This is a genomic window from Shimazuella alba (assembly GCF_009831235.1).
Classification (GTDB): domain Bacteria; phylum Bacillota; class Bacilli; order Thermoactinomycetales; family Thermoactinomycetaceae; genus Shimazuella; species Shimazuella alba.
The window spans coordinates 162779-182751 of sequence record NZ_WUUL01000004.1 but is presented as its reverse complement, the minus strand read 5'-3'; the positions used below and the strand labels follow the sequence as shown (position 1 = coordinate 182751).

At 39.3% G+C, this 19973-nt stretch carries 24 protein-coding genes; 4 read left to right on the top strand and 20 right to left on the bottom strand.

The window, feature by feature from the left end:
- Positions 1-2: 2 nt before the first annotated feature.
- The 4 genes from GSM42_RS07735 to GSM42_RS07720 all read right to left on the bottom strand — a co-directional run bounded on the left by GSM42_RS07735 (position 3) and on the right by GSM42_RS07720 (position 2752).
- Complete coding sequence (locus tag GSM42_RS07735; protein WP_160800978.1) at positions 3-977, bottom strand: PhoH family protein; 975 nt, start codon at positions 975-977, stop codon at positions 3-5.
- 5 nt (positions 978-982) lie between these two features.
- The gene (yqfD, locus tag GSM42_RS07730; RefSeq protein WP_160800977.1) at positions 983-2170 is read right to left on the bottom strand and encodes a sporulation protein YqfD; all 1188 of its coding nucleotides are present in this window, start codon (positions 2168-2170) and stop codon (positions 983-985) included.
- Positions 2171-2183: 13 nt separating this feature from the next.
- The gene (locus GSM42_RS07725; RefSeq protein ID WP_160800976.1) at positions 2184-2453 is read right to left on the bottom strand and encodes a YabP/YqfC family sporulation protein; all 270 of its coding nucleotides are present in this window, start codon (positions 2451-2453) and stop codon (positions 2184-2186) included.
- Positions 2454-2563: 110 nt separating this feature from the next.
- Complete coding sequence (locus GSM42_RS07720) at positions 2564-2752, bottom strand: alpha/beta-type small acid-soluble spore protein (protein WP_160800975.1); 189 nt, start codon at positions 2750-2752, stop codon at positions 2564-2566.
- 175 nt (positions 2753-2927) lie between these two features.
- On the opposite strand from GSM42_RS07720, the gene GSM42_RS07715 reads away from it, so the two are divergent.
- Positions 2928-3383: an SRPBCC domain-containing protein gene (locus GSM42_RS07715; RefSeq protein ID WP_202404845.1), complete on the top strand. Its 456-nt coding sequence runs from the start codon at positions 2928-2930 to the stop codon at positions 3381-3383.
- Positions 3384-3404: 21 nt separating this feature from the next.
- Here the strand turns inward: GSM42_RS07715 and GSM42_RS07710 are convergent, their stop codons facing one another.
- The 8 genes from GSM42_RS07710 to GSM42_RS07675 all read right to left on the bottom strand — a co-directional run bounded on the left by GSM42_RS07710 (position 3405) and on the right by GSM42_RS07675 (position 9951).
- Complete coding sequence (locus tag GSM42_RS07710; RefSeq protein ID WP_160800974.1) at positions 3405-5777, bottom strand: PEP/pyruvate-binding domain-containing protein; 2373 nt, start codon at positions 5775-5777, stop codon at positions 3405-3407.
- Positions 5778-5795: 18 nt separating this feature from the next.
- A complete protein-coding gene (locus GSM42_RS07705; protein ID WP_160800973.1) occupies positions 5796-6419 on the bottom strand; it encodes a TetR family transcriptional regulator in 624 nt (207 codons plus the stop codon).
- A 151-nt stretch (positions 6420-6570) separates the two neighbouring features.
- The gene (locus GSM42_RS07700; RefSeq protein WP_160800972.1) at positions 6571-6972 is read right to left on the bottom strand and encodes a hypothetical protein; all 402 of its coding nucleotides are present in this window, start codon (positions 6970-6972) and stop codon (positions 6571-6573) included.
- 59 nt (positions 6973-7031) lie between these two features.
- Positions 7032-8015: a flotillin-like protein FloA gene (floA, locus tag GSM42_RS07695; RefSeq protein WP_160800971.1), complete on the bottom strand. Its 984-nt coding sequence runs from the start codon at positions 8013-8015 to the stop codon at positions 7032-7034.
- Between the two features lie 52 nt (positions 8016-8067).
- Positions 8068-8745 (bottom strand): NfeD family protein, encoded by a 678-nt coding sequence (locus tag GSM42_RS07690; protein ID WP_160800970.1) that lies wholly within the window; start codon positions 8743-8745, stop codon positions 8068-8070.
- 57 nt (positions 8746-8802) lie between these two features.
- On the bottom strand, positions 8803-9246 hold the full coding sequence (locus GSM42_RS07685) for a GatB/YqeY domain-containing protein (RefSeq protein WP_160800969.1): 444 nt from the start codon (positions 9244-9246) through the stop codon (positions 8803-8805).
- 15 nt (positions 9247-9261) lie between these two features.
- Positions 9262-9441 carry a 30S ribosomal protein S21 gene (gene rpsU, locus GSM42_RS07680; RefSeq protein ID WP_160800968.1) on the bottom strand — a complete coding sequence of 60 codons (180 nt, stop codon included), beginning with the start codon at positions 9439-9441 and terminating at the stop codon, positions 9262-9264.
- Between the two features lie 171 nt (positions 9442-9612).
- On the bottom strand, positions 9613-9951 hold the full coding sequence (locus tag GSM42_RS07675) for a histidine triad nucleotide-binding protein (protein ID WP_160800967.1): 339 nt from the start codon (positions 9949-9951) through the stop codon (positions 9613-9615).
- Positions 9952-10028: 77 nt separating this feature from the next.
- On the opposite strand from GSM42_RS07675, the gene GSM42_RS07670 reads away from it, so the two are divergent.
- The 3 genes from GSM42_RS07670 to GSM42_RS07660 all read left to right on the top strand — a co-directional run bounded on the left by GSM42_RS07670 (position 10029) and on the right by GSM42_RS07660 (position 12232).
- Entirely contained in the window at positions 10029-10322 is a 294-nt protein-coding gene (locus tag GSM42_RS07670; RefSeq protein ID WP_160800966.1) for a hypothetical protein, read from the top strand.
- Between the two features lie 100 nt (positions 10323-10422).
- Complete coding sequence (locus tag GSM42_RS07665) at positions 10423-11178, top strand: P-loop NTPase family protein (protein WP_160800965.1); 756 nt, start codon at positions 10423-10425, stop codon at positions 11176-11178.
- 130 nt (positions 11179-11308) lie between these two features.
- Positions 11309-12232, top strand: coding sequence for a Na/Pi cotransporter family protein (locus GSM42_RS07660; protein WP_160800964.1), 924 nt, complete (start codon positions 11309-11311; stop codon positions 12230-12232).
- Between the two features lie 178 nt (positions 12233-12410).
- On the opposite strand, the gene GSM42_RS07655 is transcribed toward GSM42_RS07660, so the two are convergent.
- The 8 genes from GSM42_RS07655 to dnaK all read right to left on the bottom strand — a co-directional run bounded on the left by GSM42_RS07655 (position 12411) and on the right by dnaK (position 19874).
- Positions 12411-12842 (bottom strand): NUDIX hydrolase, encoded by a 432-nt coding sequence (locus tag GSM42_RS07655; protein ID WP_160800963.1) that lies wholly within the window; start codon positions 12840-12842, stop codon positions 12411-12413.
- An 82-nt stretch (positions 12843-12924) separates the two neighbouring features.
- Positions 12925-13323, bottom strand: a complete 399-nt coding sequence (locus tag GSM42_RS07650; RefSeq protein WP_160800962.1) for a type II toxin-antitoxin system death-on-curing family toxin — start codon at positions 13321-13323, stop codon at positions 12925-12927.
- On the bottom strand, positions 13324-13575 hold the full coding sequence (locus GSM42_RS07645; RefSeq protein ID WP_160800961.1) for an AbrB/MazE/SpoVT family DNA-binding domain-containing protein: 252 nt from the start codon (positions 13573-13575) through the stop codon (positions 13324-13326).
- 93 nt (positions 13576-13668) lie between these two features.
- Entirely contained in the window at positions 13669-15006 is a 1338-nt protein-coding gene (mtaB, locus tag GSM42_RS07640) for a tRNA (N(6)-L-threonylcarbamoyladenosine(37)-C(2))-methylthiotransferase MtaB (protein WP_160800960.1), read from the bottom strand.
- On the bottom strand, positions 14999-15745 hold the full coding sequence (locus tag GSM42_RS07635) for an RsmE family RNA methyltransferase (RefSeq protein WP_160800959.1): 747 nt from the start codon (positions 15743-15745) through the stop codon (positions 14999-15001). The genes mtaB and GSM42_RS07635 overlap by 8 nt, the downstream gene beginning before the upstream one ends.
- A 103-nt stretch (positions 15746-15848) precedes the next feature.
- The gene (prmA, locus tag GSM42_RS07630; RefSeq protein ID WP_160800958.1) at positions 15849-16781 is read right to left on the bottom strand and encodes a 50S ribosomal protein L11 methyltransferase; all 933 of its coding nucleotides are present in this window, start codon (positions 16779-16781) and stop codon (positions 15849-15851) included.
- A 65-nt stretch (positions 16782-16846) separates the two neighbouring features.
- Entirely contained in the window at positions 16847-17959 is a 1113-nt protein-coding gene (gene dnaJ, locus GSM42_RS07625) for a molecular chaperone DnaJ (RefSeq protein ID WP_160800957.1), read from the bottom strand.
- A gap of 91 nt (positions 17960-18050) precedes the next feature.
- Positions 18051-19874: a molecular chaperone DnaK gene (dnaK, locus tag GSM42_RS07620; protein WP_160800956.1), complete on the bottom strand. Its 1824-nt coding sequence runs from the start codon at positions 19872-19874 to the stop codon at positions 18051-18053.
- Positions 19875-19973 lie beyond the last annotated feature (99 nt).

Here is a 19973-nt window from a genome sequence, read left to right as displayed (position 1 = left end):
TTCTAGCTGGCTCCTTGCTCGTCTTCCTCCGCATATGCTTCGATAATTTGTTGCACCAGTGTATGACGAACCACATCAGCTTGTTTCAAGTAAACAAAACGAATATCAGGGATATTTTCTAAAATCCGCTCTGCTACTCGTAATCCTGAATTTTTCCCTCGAGGTAAATCTACTTGGGTGACATCACCTGTTATTACCATTTTGGAACCAAATCCAAGTCGAGTTAAAAACATTTTCATTTGCTCTGGTGTAGTATTTTGTGCTTCATCTAAAATTACAAATGCATCTTCTAATGTACGACCACGCATATATGCAAGAGGAGCGACTTCAATTAAACCACGTTCCATCATCTTTGTGACTTGTTCCATTCCCAGCATCAAATATAAACTATCGTATAGCGGACGTAAATAAGGGTCTACTTTTTCTTGGAGGTCTCCTGGTAAAAACCCTAAGTTTTCCCCAGCTTCCACTGCTGGTCTTGTTAAAACAATTCGTTTTACACGGTTCGACTTTAACGCCATTACTGCCATTACAACAGCTAAAAACGTTTTCCCAGTACCCGCAGGGCCAATGCCAAATACAATATCCTTTTTCTGAATTGCTGTTACATAATGACGTTGTCCCAAAGTTTTCACTCGTATTTTTTGACCTTTTTGAGTGATACCAACTTCTTCTTGGTACAATTCCAATAACTCATCTGCTTTGTCCGTTTCAGAAAGTCTTTTGGCATATACGACATCTCGCTCATTTAGTTCAAGACCTTGACGTATAAGTGTGAGTAGGACTCGAAAAAGTTCTTGTGTGCTATCTACCTGGTCAGATGGTCCAGTAACTAAAATTTCGCCGCCTCGTGAAATGATCTTCACTTCAGTATCCGCTTCAATTACTTTTAAGAAAGCATCATGTGGACCAAATAATTTGATTGCTTCATCAGAAGTTTGAAAATCAATATGAACTCGTTTTTCATTGCTTTGCAAATGTTTCAATCCCCTTGTAGTATAGGCTGTTCTTGAGAAATATTTTCCACTACATCAAAATGTATCTTCAAATAAACTTTACCATTGTCTATCCGCTGGTGCAAAACTTTTTCCGCTAAAATTCTGCCATCTGGCCCTATTGTATTAATCATTTCCAATCTTGCTCTTTTTTTACCCAAAGAAACCGCCTCATCACGATCTCTTTGATAGCTAACTTGTCTCACAGACCAATAGTCATCTCGAACAAATCCGAGCGGAATTTGGTATTTTCCAATACTTATGGCAGAAACCCTTCTCATCAACTCCGAGCGAGCATATGGCTTAGGCTGCTGAAATGGGTTTGTTAGGACAAAAGGTCCAACAAATGGCCAAGTATAACGAGTCTTTTCTCCCGTGTATTCATTTTGAGTGTATGTAAGAGGTACAACCACTATGGATTCATACCAAACTTCACCTAATACGATTCCTTGAGCTCCAACAATAGGACCGTTGTTAGGATTTGCTGCATCCCCATATATGCCAGATACCAACAATTGTCCCTTCTTCACCATATCATGGACTTTTACAACGGGATTGCCGTGAAAAACCCGTACATCCATGATAAAAGCACTCTTTTTGGCTACTAAGTTCACAGGACGTCTTACTAGTTTCTTCTCACCAATAGAGTCTACACGCTTTTTCTCTGCCACTGTTACGATAATTCTCGTTCCTTCTAATCTCACTCCAATCCATGAAGCGTTTGGGATTCGTTTTAAAAGTCTTCTTTGAAGATGGTCTGTATTCGGAAGTCCTACTTTTAACGTACCTGGATAAATACCTTCTTTTTGTAGAATAGATAAAACATGTTTGTCTGGAATTTGCTCATTCCCTTCAATATCAACATACCAAATAAAGGAAGAAAAGAAAAACAACAGGAACAGAAAAATAGCAAAACCTGCTACGAAAAATTTCCGTTTTTTTATTTTTTTCAACCAAAAAAACGGACCCGATCGTTTGATTATTTTCCCATTCACTTTATGATGTTTCATATATCTCCAAACTCGCATCATATCTGATAATAAAACAGTAATGTGTACTTTTTCTTTGTTAACCCACTTTACATTTCGCAGGACAACTTTAGCTTGTACGATTTCATTCAGCAATAAAGCAATATTATTGCCCTTGCATTCAATGGTTACTGTTCCACCTTTCACCTGTTCTCTCCCCTTAATCCTTGTTTTTCATATGTATGGATGTAATGTTACCTGTCAGCAAGATTCTATCTGGGTATATAGCTTCCATAACAAGCGATTTTCCCTCTACAGTAAGGAAGCCAGTCACCGTTTGTAACGTTAGTAGATCGGGATTAAATCGATGAACGCCTTGAAAATTTTCGATCTGTAATTGTTGTCCGATCCATTCTATGCGAGGGAGAGAACCTACTGCTTCCACTGGGAAATCAAACCAATCTGAGGCTAGTTGTGAAAATCGTTTCATCGTTTTCCTCCCTCCATCTCCTTGTTAAGACTATGCTCCAAACAAGGCAAATAGAAGAAACAATAAAGAAAAACAAAAAGCGACTCATTTAAGAGTCGCTTGCTCACCTGTTATTTGGTTTGTTGTTGTTGTGCTTGAGTAATAAGGCGTTTGGTTATTTCCCCTCCAACTGATCCGTTTGAACGTGCTGTAGTATCTTTTCCAAGAGTAACTCCAAATTCACTCGCGATTTCTTCTTTGAATTGATTTAAAACTGCCCCTGCTCCAGGTACCAACAATCTGTTTGTGCTTCTAGCCATTTTAGATAACACCTCCTTCTTTCTCTTTAGTATGGAAAGATAATGTGTTCTTTACGTGTATTACATCTTTCCAGTGATGGGAAATTTGGGTTAATTCACTTGTGACAACTTTATTTCCCTGACACGTTCTGTCAGGGAATGTTCGTTACAATAAACATATCTGAGTCAGAAGGAGATGAATATTTTGGATATAAAATATGAGATCTACATAGAGGGAACATTGGAGAAAGTATGGAATGCACTTGTTCATCCAAAATACGTAAAGCAGATATACATGGAAAGTGTCCTCGAATCCACTTTTCAAGAGGGAGATCCATATGCCTATGTAGGACCTGGTTTAGAAGGCGAGAGAACAACCCATGTATATGGAACAGTAATTTCTTGCAAAGTAAATAGGGAATTAAGTATCAGCCATTATACAGGAAAAGCTTATAATCCTGAAACATCGATATACCCATCTTATATTACTTATCAATTGGAAAAAATAGGGAAAACAGTGAAATTAACACTCCTTCACGATCGATGGGAAGAAAATGACCCCTCATATGAAGGGAGTAAAAAAGCATGGCCCATGATCTTATCGAATACAAAAACTTTGATTGAGACAGGGAGAACTTTAGATTTCGAATAACGTTTGAGATAGAGAGACTCTCTATCTCTTTATTCCGTCTTCGATAATCTCTACCAATCCTTGACCACCATCAACGATAACCCGATCTCCCGTTTTTAATGTTGATGTAGCATTGCCACATCCCACAACTGCGGGAATACCTAATTCTCTAGCTACAATAGCGGCATGAGACAAAGGGGCTCCTACATCTGTAATGATTGCCGATGCTTTTGGAAACAATGGAGTCCAGCCGACATTGGTGCTAGAGGCTACTAATATTTCTCCAACTTGCAGCTCTTTGCCTTGGTTTGGACTTGCCAAGACACGCACGGTTCCCTCTATTCGACCAGATGCACCAGCGAAACCTTTAAGATTCTTCGAAGATGAATTTATATTGATAATGGAGGGATCGTAAATATCTCCTCTTCGCTGTTCATCTTTTTCCCATGTAAACGGATCAAAACGACCTCGGATGATGGAGGGCAATGGTGGAAGAGATTTAAACTTTTCATACGTATGTTTTCGTTGTTGAATCCGTTCCTCTACTTCTATTTTATGTTTTAAAAGTTGCATGATTTCATCTATATAGAGGAAAAATACATCTTCGTCAAAACCTGTTACTTCTCCTACTCGAAGCATAAAAGTACGGATAACACGGTGTGCACGAATAAATTCAGACCGAACCGTTTCTCTTAGTTGTGCACCTTCACCTGCTTGTTTTAGTTGTTCCTTTAACCATCCTTTTTTAGTTGGGTACTTTTGTATAAAACGGCGAAATGCTTCTTGGTATTTTTCTTCTTGTCGATGTAACAAACTACTAACATTTGAACCTGTTTCACGAAACTCAGTTACTTGTTCTTCCAACCAATTTTCATTTTCTGTTGGATCTGCAATAAATAGCTCAAATTCATTAGGACCGCGGTGCCCATATTGTAAAACATAATCTTCTTTACTCATTTCCCCGGTCAACACTTTGGAAATCCCTGTCAAAGGCCCGAGACTTGCTAACTCTTTCTCACCTCTCAAGTTAGAAAGAAGTAAATTTGCTTCTTCTTCCCCGACCATCTTGCTTAGCTTTTTCTTGAGTGTCATCGCTAAAACTGCTTTGGTTCCTCCTGATAACAGTGTCCACCATGCATCTTTATGGTATGGCTTTAAATCATTCTCCCAGATAGCAAGTAATTGCTGGGTAGAAGATGCTTTCCTAATATTCCGCTTCATCATTTCACACCAATCTGGTGTTTGGCTCACTCGTTTAGGTATATTTTTTGCTATTGCTTTTACTTCTTTCAGATAATGTTTTACTTTGGGATACATTAATTTCAATAGCTCCCACCGAGAAAATGGGTAAATCGGCATCTGAACTTCTTCAGGTATATTTCCAAACACATCTCCAATTAATGAAGTTGCAAATTTCGGTTTCAGACCAAAAGCAGAAAAAACGGATAGTCGTTTACTTATGTTCGTATAAATCCGACCACAAATATTTCCAGACATCAAGTAATAGCCTGGTACAACACTGATTTCCTCATCTAAATACTCGAGGATAGACCATGTAAAAGGAGTTATTACATCCGGTACTGCTTCTCCTACATTTGCGTTGGTCCACAAATAGTCTCCAGACATCGAATAATTTAAGTTATAGGTGTCGCGATTTCCTTTGGATAATGTAGTAATCGGACGTGCCTGAAGCATATACAGTGTGTCATCTGCGATAGCCCATTCTATATCTTGTGGAGATCCATATTCTTTTTCTAATTTCTGCGCGATTCGATATAGTTTACTAGCATATTTTTTTAATTCCACTGGACCTTTATATTTCCCTTTCGTTCTCATCAATTCAAAAGAATATGCATTCGATTCCCCAGATACCAATTGTTCCCCCAGCCCATAAACATAATTTCCAATCATACTTGTATGACTTCCCGTTACCGGATCAGCGGTAAACAATACTCCAGAAATATCAGATGGAATCATAATCTGCACAACTATAGCGATTTGATGATCTCCTTTGATCCCTTTCTCTACACTATATGATTGGACTCGTTCGCTATAGACCGATTGCATGACCGTTTGAATCGCTATTTTGATTTCTTGATCTGTCTCACAGTCTAAAATCGTTTCAAACTCCCCAGCAAAGGAAGCTTGAGCAGAATCTTCACTAAGGGCAGATGATCGAACGGCAAATTTGACTTTTGTATACTTATTTCGGATATTGTTTAAATTCGTAATGACCTCATTCCAAGTATCTTTATCTAACTCTTCTCGTGAAGTGGTGGCTGTTGATAAAATAACAAATCCATCGGGTACGGGATATCCTTTTTGAAACATTTGACCCAGCATCTTTCCTTTACCACCTGCAAATGGTTGAAATTCAGGAGTTAACACCGAAAAACTTTTCACATTACTATGCATGCCAAACATCTCCTGTATTTAGCTGTACAAAATTTTCTTGAGTGTGTCTAAATAGCCATTCAATTCTTTTAGGATTTTATCGTCAAATGGTTCTGCTATTTTTTTCTGCTTATCTCCTCCTTTTAATTGACGAGAAAACCCTTTAATCGTCCACATTGCAATGTGTTTTGCTTTTTCAATATCGATATCTGGTCGAAATAATGATTCATCAATTGCTGCAAACATTTTTTTGTAACTCTCTTGTATGATCGCCTGATTACGGGAATTCAGGTCTTCTCTTATATCCAAAGAGTCTTCTGCATCTGCTTTTATCAAAAAATCAAAGATCAGAGGATATTTGCTGATCAACTGAAACTTTATTAATAAAATTTCTCGCAAACGCAACAAAATATCTTGTTGCTCATAATCAATTTGACCAAAAAAATCGTCTAGAACAACGTTTAAACAATAATCATACAAAAACAGGAACAGACCTTTCTTATTGGTAAAATAATGAAATAATAATCCTTTGGAGATTCCCGCCACTTGTACAATCTGATTGGTAGATGCTAACTTGTATCCTTTTCGAGTAAACTCTTCCATCGCTGCGTTTAAAATTTGTTGTTGCTTTTGACTGTCTATTGCTAAAAATGTTGCGTTCACTTCATCTCACCTTCTCGACTCATATATTGACCAATGTGGTCAATTTTATTTTATAATCATTGACCACATTGGTCAATGACGCTTTTTATCTGTACTAACTCATAACAAATGCACCAACAAAAAAACACCCCTATCAAAAAGGGGAGTTTTTTCATCTTGGGTATTTACGCCGGTATGGCTTTAAAGCTTTTGGAGCATCTAGCACTTCTTTAAACAGAAAAGCTTTTTGCAAAGATGTTAGTCTTCTTTGCTTTGCAGTAGATAATCCTAAAATTTGATCTACTCCATCACCATAATGGTCTGATTCTCTTTTCCTTTTCCTTGATTCTCTATCAACTGAGAAATTTATTTTAGACTCGTCAGAATCATTTACTGATTGTTCTTTGTTAGATTTAGGATTCTTCTGTTTCGATTTTTTTTGTTTCGTACCCTTATCTGGCTGTTCCTTTGGTTTCGCAGTATTTGTACAACAAATACGACCAATGCCCCATAAGAATAAAAAGGCAATGCCAAAAGGGATGAGCGTTTTGATCAGTTCTAAGATGGCATCCATATCATCCCTCCCATTCCTTCTCCTTAAACGGAGATCTTATGTGGAACTCAGATAAGGAATTACTGGTTATCATCTTCGTCCGTATCTCCTATAGTACGACGCATTTTTGTATCCGCATCAATATTTTGAAGTTGATAATAATCGAGGACACCCATTTTTCCAGTGCGCAATGCTTCCGCAAGTGCAAGTGGTACTTCTGCTTCTGATTCCACAACTTTTGCTCGCATCTCTTCTACTCGAGCACGCATCTCTTGTTCTTGAGCTACAGCCATTGCACGACGTTCTTCTGCTTTGGCTTGCGCGATTCGTTTGTCGGCTTCCGCTTGATCGGTTTGTAGCTCTGCACCAATATTTTTACCGATATCAATGTCAGCTATATCAATCGATAAAATTTCGAAAGCGGTTCCAGCATCGAGACCTTTTGAAAGAACAGTGTTAGAGATACTGTCTGGATTTTCGAGTACAGCTTTGTGACTGGAAGAGGAACCAATTGTGGTAACAATACCTTCCCCAACACGTGCGATGATCGTTTCTTCTCCTGCACCACCGACGAGTCGTTCGATATTGGCACGTACTGTAACTCTTGCAATAACTTTTAATTCAATACCATCTTTTGCAACTGCAGAAACAATTGGAGTTTCAATAACACGAGGGTTAACACTCATTTGTACTGCTTGTAATACATCACGACCAGCTAAATCAATCGCAGCTGCACGTTCAAATACCAAATCAATATCCGCACGATGAGCAGCAATCAAAGCATCTACTACCCTGTCCACATTTCCGCCTGCTAAAAAGTGTGTTTCCAATTGTTGGATGTTAACACCAAGTCCAGCTTTATGTGCTTTGATTAATGGATTCACAATACGAGCAGGAGTGATTCGACGAAGGCGCATACCGATCAATGTCGTCAATCCAACATAAACACCGGACGCCATTGCACTGATCCACAACATAACGGGAACAAATGAGAACAAAATTGACAACACAATAATCGCTAAAACAATAATAACAATAGGACCTAATAAACTAGTATCATCCACTAAAATTCTCCTAACATGATGTGATATGGATACATTTCTTATAATAACCTAACTATTCCATCACTTCATCCTCTTTTTTTACAACAACTCGGGTTCCTTCCACATTTGTAACAATTATTTTAGAACCTTTTTGAATCAATTCTCCATCTGTCACAACATCTTGTTTCTTTCCATCTATTTCTGCCCAACCAGACGGCCGAAGTGCAGATGTTGCAACTCCTGTTTTACCAATTAAATGCTTTTTATTTTTCGATGAAGTGTAGCCTTCTTCATTATTTTGTTTGCTTGTTAAAATAATTCTGCTCCAAGTTGTTCGAAATCCAAAGAACTTATATAAAATCCAAAGGATCAATACCGTTGCAATGATACCAATCGCTAAGGCAGTCAGACCAAGGGCTACACTTTTTGCTGCTGCAACAACCGAATAAAAGAGCGCAACAGCACCTAATGTTCCAAAAATACCACCTGGTACAACAATTTCTATGATCAAAAGAACTAAGCCTATAATAAATATAATCGGCGCGCTCATTTCGGTTACTCCTGTAGCAATCTGACCATAAAAATAAAGCACAAAAGCACCAACGCCAATTGCACCAGGGATAATATGTCCAGGAGCAAGTAACTCCACAAAAATACCAACTAAACCGATGGTAAGAAGAATAGCCATAATAACTGGATGAGAAACGATATCCCAGCTACTCGCGGCCAAAAGGGTGGTTCCAAGGGCCATTACGATCTTTATCCCCTCTCTCTAGATGTGGAAAAAAAGACAGCGTGAAACACGCTGTCATCCGAGTAACTGCTGAACTAACTGATTTACTTGCTTACTATCTGCACGCCCTTTGACAAGCGGTAAGACAGCACCCATCACTTTGCCCATTTCTTTTTTAGAAGTAGCGCCCGTTTCTGCAATCGCTTTATCCACAATTGCACGGAGTTCTTCTTCTGTTAATTGTTTTGGTAAATACGTGGATAAAATTTCAATCTCACGTTTTTCCTTACTTGCTAAGTCATCACGACCTGCTTTTTCGTATTCTTGCAAAGAGTCCTTGCGTTGTTTAATCTCACGCACAAGTACCTCTAATGCTTGATCATCACTAAGTTCACCACGGTTATCGATCTCCACCTTTTTGATGGAAGCACGAACCATGCGGATCGTTGACAAAGTTTCTTTGTCTTTTTGCTTCATCGCAGCTTTCATATCTTGATCCAACTGCTGGACTAAACTCACAGGTAGGACACCTCTTTATCTACGCTTTTTATTGCGTGCTGCTGCTTCGGCTTTCTTTTTTCGTTTCACACTGGGTTTATCATAGCGCTCGCGTTTCCTTGTTTCCGCTAAAACTCCATCTTTTGAAATGGAACGTTTGAAACGACGTAAAGCAGCATCGAGTGATTCATTTTTTCTCACACGTGTTTCAACCATGCTTCTCCCTCCCTCCAAGAGCAAAAAGAGCCACTAGAGTAAGCAGATAGCGGCCTGATCCATAAAAGGAGGTCAGCTTCCACGACACCTGCAATAACCTTCTAAAGAATTGAACACAAAAGGTCACTCTCCATTATAGCCCATAAAAGAAGACAATGTCAAAAATACATACTAACCCATTTTTCCAAGCATTTGACCACCTAGTATATGGAAGTGAATATGAAAAACAGTCTGCCCTCCATAAGGACCCGTGTTGGTGACAACACGAAATCCATCCTCCGATAAGCCCAGTTGCTTAGCGATTTTTTTGATCCCAAGCATGATTTTTCCCATTAATGGAGCATCATCTGGTGTTATGTCTAAAATGGATGCAATATGTTTCTTGGGTACCACCAGAACATGTGTTGGAGCAGTTGGTTCAATATCATAAAAAGCATATAGATTTTCATCTTCATACACCTTTTTTGATGGTATTTCTCCTTTAATAATTTTACAAAAAATACAGTCCATTGTTACCCTCCACTATTCACCTTTACATCTTAACAGCATACACTATACCACGATTTTAACAAAGGGGAGAGTAACTTTTGGCTAAAAAATATACAGTAAGTGAAGCTGCATTACGTAAATTGGTCAAACAGATGGTATCTGAAGAAGTAGAAAAACAATGGAATCAACCGAACGGACCATTTATCGATGAAATTCAAGAAGATCCTTGGTTTTATCTCGGTGAACCAACACCTGCCGAAGAGAAAAAAGAGAAATATTTCAAGCAACAGCAAGTCCCTACAGAATTTCCTGGTTGGCAAGAACCATTCCATCCCGATTTTAATGAGTTTGATACCGCACCTTTTTTAAACAAACAGCCAAAAAAGAAATAACCCCTTTTTTCTAAACGATTCCTATTTTAGGAGTCGATTTTTTATTTAAATTTTTGTACAATCAGTTTAGTAACAGTTCCCAGAAGAAAGAGAGAAACAAATGGAACTCGGTACAAAGAGCAAGGTGAAAATCCTGCCCCCATTTATCACAGATCGATGGGTGATCTTCACTAGTGGAAATATTGCCGCTGGCAAGGACCAAGCAGGTATGATGATTCGGAACGACTTGTGGTACCGGTTTGGTCTCACTTCCATCGAGATCGACCCCGATGGACAGTTCCCTGAGGGATGGGATACTACTAGTAATCCGATGGATCATTTTACTAGCAATCGGGAACGGACGAGAGAACTGTTCCTCTTTGCACTCGATAACCCTGTCTCAGGACGAGTTATCATCTTTCAAAGTGGCGGCGCCACGCTGGACGGCGAGTTTGGTCGTCGGACGATGGTCGAAGAAGCTCTCAAGCGAGGCTATCGCGTACTCCACCTCCTGCTCGATACCCCGGCTGATGTATGTCGCGAGCGCAATGAAAATCGCAGGCTTGCAGGGAAGCGATACACACCACAGGAAGAGTTCGACCGTTGCGTGGAAAATGTAACAAAGAATTTCGAACTGCTTAGTCCTGATCGCTTTGGCGATGGGTCTAACTTCCCCAAGGGTGAGCTCTACAACACAGGTATGCGTCTTCGCTATATCAACGTGAAGAAGTATCAGATTGTTCGCCATACAGGTCGTGTGGTAACAGTTCACTACCACTGGGATCGAGCAACCAATGATCCCTATCTGACAAGGTGGAATTACTTCAAGGAGTTTTGGACATATCTGAAAAGGATGTTCAAGAAAACCAATAAGTAGTTCCCATGTGAGTCCGACAGCTCGTCGGACTCACCAAACATACATAACCTAAGCCTTGAGAAGGCTTTTTTGCGTTTCTCTAGCATGAGCCCGTCCTTTTCTCCATAAGATGGAGAGAGGAGGAAGATATATGATTACTATTTTACTTCCCTTTTGTGCGGGACTCAGCATCTTTCTGGTTGGAATGAAAGTAATGCGAAACGGTCTGGAAAGTTTAGCAGAGAAACATCTGAAAACCATCTTGCTCCGCTTTACGAAAACTCCTTGGCGTGGGATGCTATGTGGAACCATTTTAACAGCATTACTCCAAAGCAGCACTGCTGTTACCGTATTTACAATTGGACTTGTCGATACAGGGTTACTTACCTTCACCCAATCATTAGGTATTATCCTAGGAACGAATATTGGTACAACGGTTACCACACAATTACTTGCATTAAAACTCGATGATTTTGCATGGCCATTAATAGCGATTGGATTCATTCTAATCTTGATTAAGCAAAGAACTGGTCCCATTTGGCTTGGACTTGGGTTTATTTTCGCAGGAGTAAAATGGATGCAAAGTGTTGCTGCACCACTGGAAAAGGAAGGTTGGATCGATTGGTTGATGTCTGGAACGGATTACCCAATCCTGATGGGTTTCCTCACTGGTATGGTTATTACTGCACTGATTCATAGCAGTAGTGCGATGGTTGCGATCGCGATGGGTTTCTATGCATCTGGAGTCATTTCTCTCCCATTTGCCATCGCTGTTGTCATCGGAAGTAATGTCGGGACTTGTGCAACTGGACTTATTGCAGCATTACAGACCAAACCATCCGCTAAACGAGTTGCCATTGCTCATTTAGTGCTCAATGTCGGTGGAGCTTTCCTCTTCCTACCACTGATTCCGTTGCTCCTTGAAGTAGTATCAACTTTTTCTGCTGATCCTTCTATCCAAGTAGCTCATACACAAACTATCTATAATGTCGTTTGCTCCCTAATGGTGTTACCTGTTTGTGCTGGCTTTGCACGATTGGTGGAATGGATGGTTCCAGAGAGGCTTTATGATTGAAATCTGCAAAAAAGTAATGGTACTGATAAAGCACTATCCCCTTGTAACCACTTACAATTGCAAAACAAAACTATTAGTTCGATCCGTTTTAAACCAGCAACCATCGTTTACCTCGCATTATTGCTATTTAATTTCGACAGTTAAAGTAAGATCAATAAAAAAGTTAGGGTTTAAGTCATCATGTTAATTCTTTGTTGATGTATTGAATGGCGGCTTCCAAAATTGATTTGTTGTTTCCATAGCCTTTTTCAGCATGAAGCTCTTTCGCCTTATCTATCGAATACCAAGCTACTTCATTGATCTCCTCTAGTTGAGGGATGATGGTGCTTGTATTTGTTTGTAATACATAATATGTAACTTCTTTCTCTATCTTGCCGTGCTCAGGGTGTGTGAATACATAAGAAATAGTATCAATTTTGGTTACAATCTCCCCAACCACCCCCGTCTCCTCTTCGACCTCACGAATCGCTGTTTGTTCGATGGTTTCACCTGCTTCTTGATGGCCTTTTGGTAAAGTTATTTTTCCAAAGCGATCTTGTATGAGTAGAATTTGTATTCCTTCTGCCCCTTTACGAAATACTACGCCGCCTGCTGATCTTTCTTTTCGCATGTTCAATCCTCCTGTTACTTATACTAGCATCAAAAAAATCATCCATTTCAAGAAGGATGATTCCTATGTTTTCTCTCAAACTCTACACTATAGATTTAATTATTTCTCCTATATGTTTTGGTCCATCTTCCCCTTTTAATTGGTCGTCAGTTGCAAATCGTACCATTAATTCAACTGCATCCTCATTGGATAATCGAAGTGAATATCCATTTAATTCTAGGAAATAAATAAGTGCCAGAAATGCGGTTCGTTTGTTTCCATTTACAAATGGGTGTTCTTGAACAATTGATTGCACAAGAGCACCTGCTTTTTGCCACAGCGTTGGATGAATTTCTTCTCCAAAAACTACCGTTTTCGGGCCCTCCACCAGAGAATAAAATCGATTAGGAAATATAACTCCACGATGTTCCTTTTCGTCATATCTTTCCATTACAAGATAATGCAGAAACAACAATTGTTCAGCTGTTAAGGATCGAACCATTTATCTATCTCGTAATGCTTTAAACGCTTTGTCATAGCGTTTAAAGGCCCTTTCTGCTATCTGTAAAAACTGAGAATCTATTTCTTGAGTTTCTTGACGTTGAACCGTCAATTTCCCATCTTTTATGGAAAGTTCAACAACATCTCCTTGTTTCACATTTAGCTCTTCTAAAGCTTCTTTGGGTAGAGTAAAACCATAACTATTGCCAATTCGTCCGATTTTGCGATAGTGTTTCCTTGCTGTATTATCCATGTTAATCACCTGCTCGTTTCTTACTTTCTTTATTATATGCGTAATAACATGTTATTACAACTTTTTTAGTAATAAAAAAAATGCCCCTAATTACTAGGAGCATAACTGCTTATCTTCTAATACACGAACAAAAGAACCTTTATTCATTTCTGGTCCTACTTCGTCCAATTTAACCCGGCAAACTTTCCCAATCATTTCCTCTGTTGCTGGAAATGCCACTGGAAGATAGTTGTCTGTATAACCTGTGTACAATCCACTGTTTGGTTCTTCTTTATATGCTCTTTCGGGAATTACTTCTAATACTTCCCCAGTATACTTACTTGCATAAGTGGTAGTGAGTTTATTGGAGAGAGCAATCAAGCGGCTGACGCGGTCATTTTTCGCATCATCTGCTACTTGATCGGTCATCCGAGCAGCTGGTGTGCCTGTACGCTTGGAGTATGGGAATACATGCATTTGATACATACCAAGTTCTTCAACAAACCGGTAGCCATTTAAAAATTGTTCTTCTGTCTCACCAGGGAATCCTACAATCATATCTGTTGTGATCGCTACTCCGGGAAGTGCTTGGTGCAATTTTAAGATCGTCTCACGGTATTCTTCTACTGTATATTTACGGCGCATTCTTTTAAGGACTTCATTATCTCCAGCTTGAAGCGGGATATGAAGATGGCGACACATCTTATCTGATGAATTTAATACTTCAATCAAACGATCACCCACTTGACTCGCTTCAATCGAACTAATACGGATGCGATGCAGATCAGGGATTTTATCGAGATCGATCAAGAGATCTGCAAGTTGATAGTTTTCGAGGTCATCGCCATAGCCACCTGTATGGATACCAGTTAGTACAATTTCTTTGTAACCAGCTGCCACCAATTGTCTTGCTTGTGCCAAAACATTTTCCGGTTTACGGCTACGAGACAACCCTTTTGCCCAAGGAATGATACAAAACGTACAGAAATTGTTGCATCCTTCTTGGATTTTGAGTGATGCACGAGTACGGTCTGCAAATGTTGGAACATCTAGTTCTTCGTATTCTCGTTGTTTCATGATATTTCCTACCGCATTAATAGGTTGACGTTCCTTGCGATATTGCTCCACATAATCTATCAACTTATCTCTGCCTTGTGTACCTACTACAATATCAACACCAGGGATTGCGGCTACTTCACTTGGAGATGTTTGAGCATAGCAACCTGTAACAGCGATAACAGCATCTGGATTTTTTCGGATTGCTCTTCGTATTACTTGACGGCTTTTTTTATCTCCAGTGTTGGTAACCGTACAAGTATTGATGAGGTAAACATCTGCAGTATGATCAAATTCTACTCTTTCATATCCGGCTTGTTGAAACAATTGCCACATTGCTTCTGTTTCATAAGCATTCACTTTACATCCTAATGTATGAAAAGCAATTTTACTCATTTCGGTCACCCCCTAATTCGTTATGAACAAACATGATACATGTCAGCAGACTTATTGCTGCTGTTTCCGTACGTAAAATTCGATTTCCTAATGTGATCGGGATTGCACCTTTGTTAACTGCATCTTGGACTTCTGATTCAGAAAATCCGCCTTCCGGACCTATCATCATCAAGATTGATTTTGCTTCGGATAAGGATGGAATGGCGCTCAGAACCTGTCCACCTTTTTCGTACGCAATCATAGCCAGATCATAATTTGGTATTTCGGTTAACAACGTATTCCAATTAATTGGTAAAGAAATAGTTGGAATACGTCCACGATGAGATTGCTCTGATGCTTCTTTGACAATTTTGGACCATCTATCATGCTTCTTAGTTGATTTGGAAGCATCTATTTTAACAACTGTACGAGTGGATGAAAAAGGTAGAAAAGATGCAGCACCTAATTCTGTGCCTTTTTGAAAAATCCATTCTAACTTTTCTCCTTTTGGTAAACCCTGTGCTATCGTAACTTGTACTGTTGGTTCGCCAAGAGATTTAGATCGTTCAAGGATAAAGCATGTAATGGAATCACCTGCTATTTCCTTAATCTCCACCAAGTAATCCATCCCCATCATACAGCAAATAACTTTGTCTCCTAACTTACTTCTCATGACAGTACGAATATGGTGAACATCATCACCTGTTATATGAATGACATCTCCCATTAATTGATCAGGAGTGATAAAGTATCTTTGCATGAAAAAACCCTCACCATTTTACCATTTTTTTGGCAGGAAAGATAGAATAAATTCTATTCTCATCAACATAAAAATATGTTCACAACTAAAAACTACCTCATCTTCAAAACCTCTTTGCCGCTACAGCAACCCAGTCCTCTTCTGAAATTATTTCTATGATAGATAATCCCACTTCCTGTAATCCTTGGATAACATCATCTTTCTTATTTTCGATAATTCCCGAGCCAATAAAGATGCCTCCTGGTTCTAACACTCTGGGTAGATCATACATCATCTGTTGCAAAATTTCAGCTAGTATATTGGCCACGATGATTGGAGCGGTTGTCCCAATTCCATGTAGGAGATTGCCTTCTCTTACCACTATTTTTCTTGTTTCATTCTGTGCACAATTTTCCTCAGTATTTTTTACTGCCACAGGATCTAAATCTAAAGCAAGAACTTCGTTAGCTCCTAGCTTCTCTGCTGCGATACTTAGGATGCCACTTCCACAGCCTACATCAATAACTTTCTGATCAGCTTGTAAGTACTTTTCCATCAGCCTCATTGTCAATCTAGTTGTCGGATGAGTACCTGTACCAAACGCCATACCGGGATCTAAATAAATGGGCAACTCACCATCTTGGGGTACATATTCTTCCCATACTGGTACAACTACTAATTTCTCTGAGACTCGAGTTGGTTTGTAGTATGTTTTCCATGCATTTGCCCAGTCTTCATCATCAACCCATTTTGTTTGAATACTCCCTGGCTCCACTTGCAAACCATAGCTTTTTAACTCTATCAGGCATTTCTTGATCTGCTCAACCAACACGTCAGTTTGACTTACTTCTGAAAAATAAGATTTTAATACAACACCTGCATCAGGATAATCAGATGGATTTAAGGCGATTATTTCGCCATAATCGCCAGATTGTGTTTGAGCTAATGTAGCGGAATCCTCCATCGATACACCACCAGCTCCCATCTTATGCAACCGCTCCGTTAGAGCTTCTACGGATTCTTCATGCGTATGAATTGCGATTTCCAACCATTTCATTTCTTTATTCTCCTTTTTAAAAAACACATGCTTCATTAAAAAAGAAAACGGGCACCATTCGCCCGTTACTCTCCTTTAAACGCTTTTTTCATTTTTGTAAAGAAATTATCATTCTGCTCATGTATATATTCGCCAGAAAGGCGGTTGAAGTCACGAAGTAACTGTTTTTGTTCTTCAGTCAAATTCACTGGGGTAACAATTTTCACCTGAACACGAAGGTCTCCTTCGTATCCGCGTGCTCGTGGTACACCTTTACCTCGCAGACGAAATTCAGTACCTGTTTGAGTTCCTGCTGGTATTTTCAGCTTAGCTCTTCCATCTAAGGTAGGTACAACAATCTCATCTCCAAGAGCAGCTTGCACAAAAGTTAAAGGAATCTGACAGGTGAGATCATATCCTTCTCTTGTAAAGAAGTCATGTTTTCTAACAAAAATAGTAACATATAAGTCCCCAGGTGGCCCACCATTTACGCCAGGATTACCTTCACCTGATATTCGAATTTGTTCTCCATCATAAATACCAGCTGGTATCGTGACAGGGATTTTGAACTTTTTCTTCGTTTGTCCAGTTCCTGAACAAGAGGCACATTTATCACGAATGATTTTACCTTTACCGCGGCACTGTTGGCAGTCATGTCGATTAACAATACGGCCAAAAGGTGTATTTTGAATGGATTCTACATGTCCTTTTCCCTGACAAGTCGAACAAACTTCTGGCTTACTTCCTGGTTTCGCTCCAGTACCATGACAATTGTCACAATCAGCAGCTTTCACCATGATTATATCTTTTTGAGAACCAAAGATAGCATCTTTGAACTCAATATGCATACGAGCTTCTAAATCAGTCCCTTGTCTGGGTGCATTCGGATTTGCACGTCGACCACCGCCAAAGAACATATCAAAAATATCACCAAAACCAAAGTCTTGGCCATTAAAACCAGCTCCACCCATACCACCTGTTGGGTCTGCATGACCAAATTGATCATACTGAGCTTTCTTTTGCGGATCGCCTAATACCTCATAAGCTTCTTTCACTTCTTTAAATTTGGCTTCGGCATCGGCTTCTTTGTTTACATCAGGATGATATTTGCGAGCAAGCCTTCGATAAGCTTTGCGGATTTCTTCTTCATTAGATGTTCGAGGAACATCTAAAACATCGTAGTAATCACGTTTGCTCACAAGATCACCTCCTTCTCCCTAGAAATAGAAAACAAGCGGAGGAGGCCAGAGCCTAGTAGTTCTTCGGCTATGGCCATGAGGGCTGTGTGCTTTATTTTTCGTCTTTTACGTCTTCAAACTCAGCATCTACGACATTGTCATCATTTTTCTTATCAGCTTCACCTTCTGCAGCTGCTTCTTGTTGCATTTTCTCGTACAATTTTACAGAGAGTTGTTGTACTTTTTGCTCCAGATCTTCTATCGCTTTCTTCAATGCTTCTTCATCATTACCTTCCAGTGCTTTTTGTACTTCTTCTTTTGCAGCATTAGCAGCTTCTACTTCACTAGCATCTACTTTATCAGCCAACTCTTTTACGGTTTTTTCCGTAGTGAAAACAAGTTGTTCTGCTTTGTTGCGGAGTTCAACAGATTCTTTTTTGCGTTTATCCGCTTCTGCATTCTCTTCTGCTTCACGGATCATTTTTTCGATATCACTATCATTTAACCCGCTAGAAGATTGGATGGTGATCTTTTGGCTCTTGTTTGTTGCTTTGTCTTTTGCTGTCACATTTACAATACCGTTTACATCAATATTAAATGTAACTTCAATTTGCGGGATACCACGTGGTGCTGGTGGAATATCATGCAATTGGAAACGTCCAAGCGTTTTGTTGTCAGCTGCCATAGGACGCTCTCCTTGAAGCACATGAATATCTACTGCAGTTTGATTGTCTGCCGCGGTGGAGAAAACCTGAGTTCCATCTGTAGGAATAGCTGTATTACGATCAATAATCTTCGTAAATACACCGCCCATTGTTTCAATACCAAGAGAAAGAGGTGTTACGTCAACCAGTACAACATCTTTCACTTCCCCAGTGATAACTCCACCTTGAATAGCTGCACCCATAGCAACTACTTCATCTGGGTTCACACCTTTGGTTGGTTCTTTTCCAGTAAGGCGTTTAATTGCTTCTTGTACGGCTGGGATACGTGTAGATCCACCAACCAATACCACTTTACTGATTTCATTTGGAGATAATCCTGCATCACTCAAGGCTTGGCGTGTAGGAACCATTGTACGCTCAATTAGATTTTCACTCAATTCTTCAAATTTAGCACGTGTAAGCGTAACTTCAAGGTGTTTTGGTCCAAATTGATCCATGGTCAAAAATGGAAGTGAAATCGTTGTATTTAATACACCAGACAGATCTTTCTTCGCTTTTTCTGCTGCATCTTTTAAACGTTGTAAAGCCATTTTATCATTGGACAGGTCAATTCCATTTTCGCGGCGAAATTCTTGTACTAAATAATCAATAATGACTTGGTCGAAGTCATCTCCACCAAGATGGTTATCTCCACTTGTAGAAATAACTTGGAAGAAATTATCTTCTAATTCGAGGATAGAAACGTCAAAGGTACCACCACCAAGGTCAAATACCAAGATTTTTTCTTCATCTGTTTTTTCTAAACCATATGCCAAAGCTGCTGCAGTTGGTTCGTTTATAATACGCATTACTTCTAACCCAGCGATTTTACCTGCATCTTTTGTCGCTTGACGTTGGCTATCATTAAAATACGCAGGTACTGTGATAACTGCTTGTGTCACAGATTCACCAAGGTAGCTCTCCGCATCTTGTTTCAATCTCTGTAGGATCATTGCAGAGATTTCTTGCGGTGTATAATCTTTTCCTTCAACAGTTACTTTATAATCTGTCCCGATATGTCTTTTTACGGACATAACAGTATTTTCAGGATTGGTAATTGCTTGACGCTTGGCTGCTTCCCCTACCAATCTTTCGTTTTGTTTAGAAATTCCAACGATCGAAGGAGTTGTACGACCTCCTTCAGCATTTGGGATTACTACTGCTTCTGAACCTTCCATAAATGCCACACAAGAGTTAGTTGTTCCTAAGTCAATTCCAATAATCTTACCCAATGTTACACCCTCCTAAGATATTGCTATGTATATAATAGCTTAGATAACAGAATAGTTTATCTTAAAATTAGAGAAATAATTTGTCTATATAGGAATTTC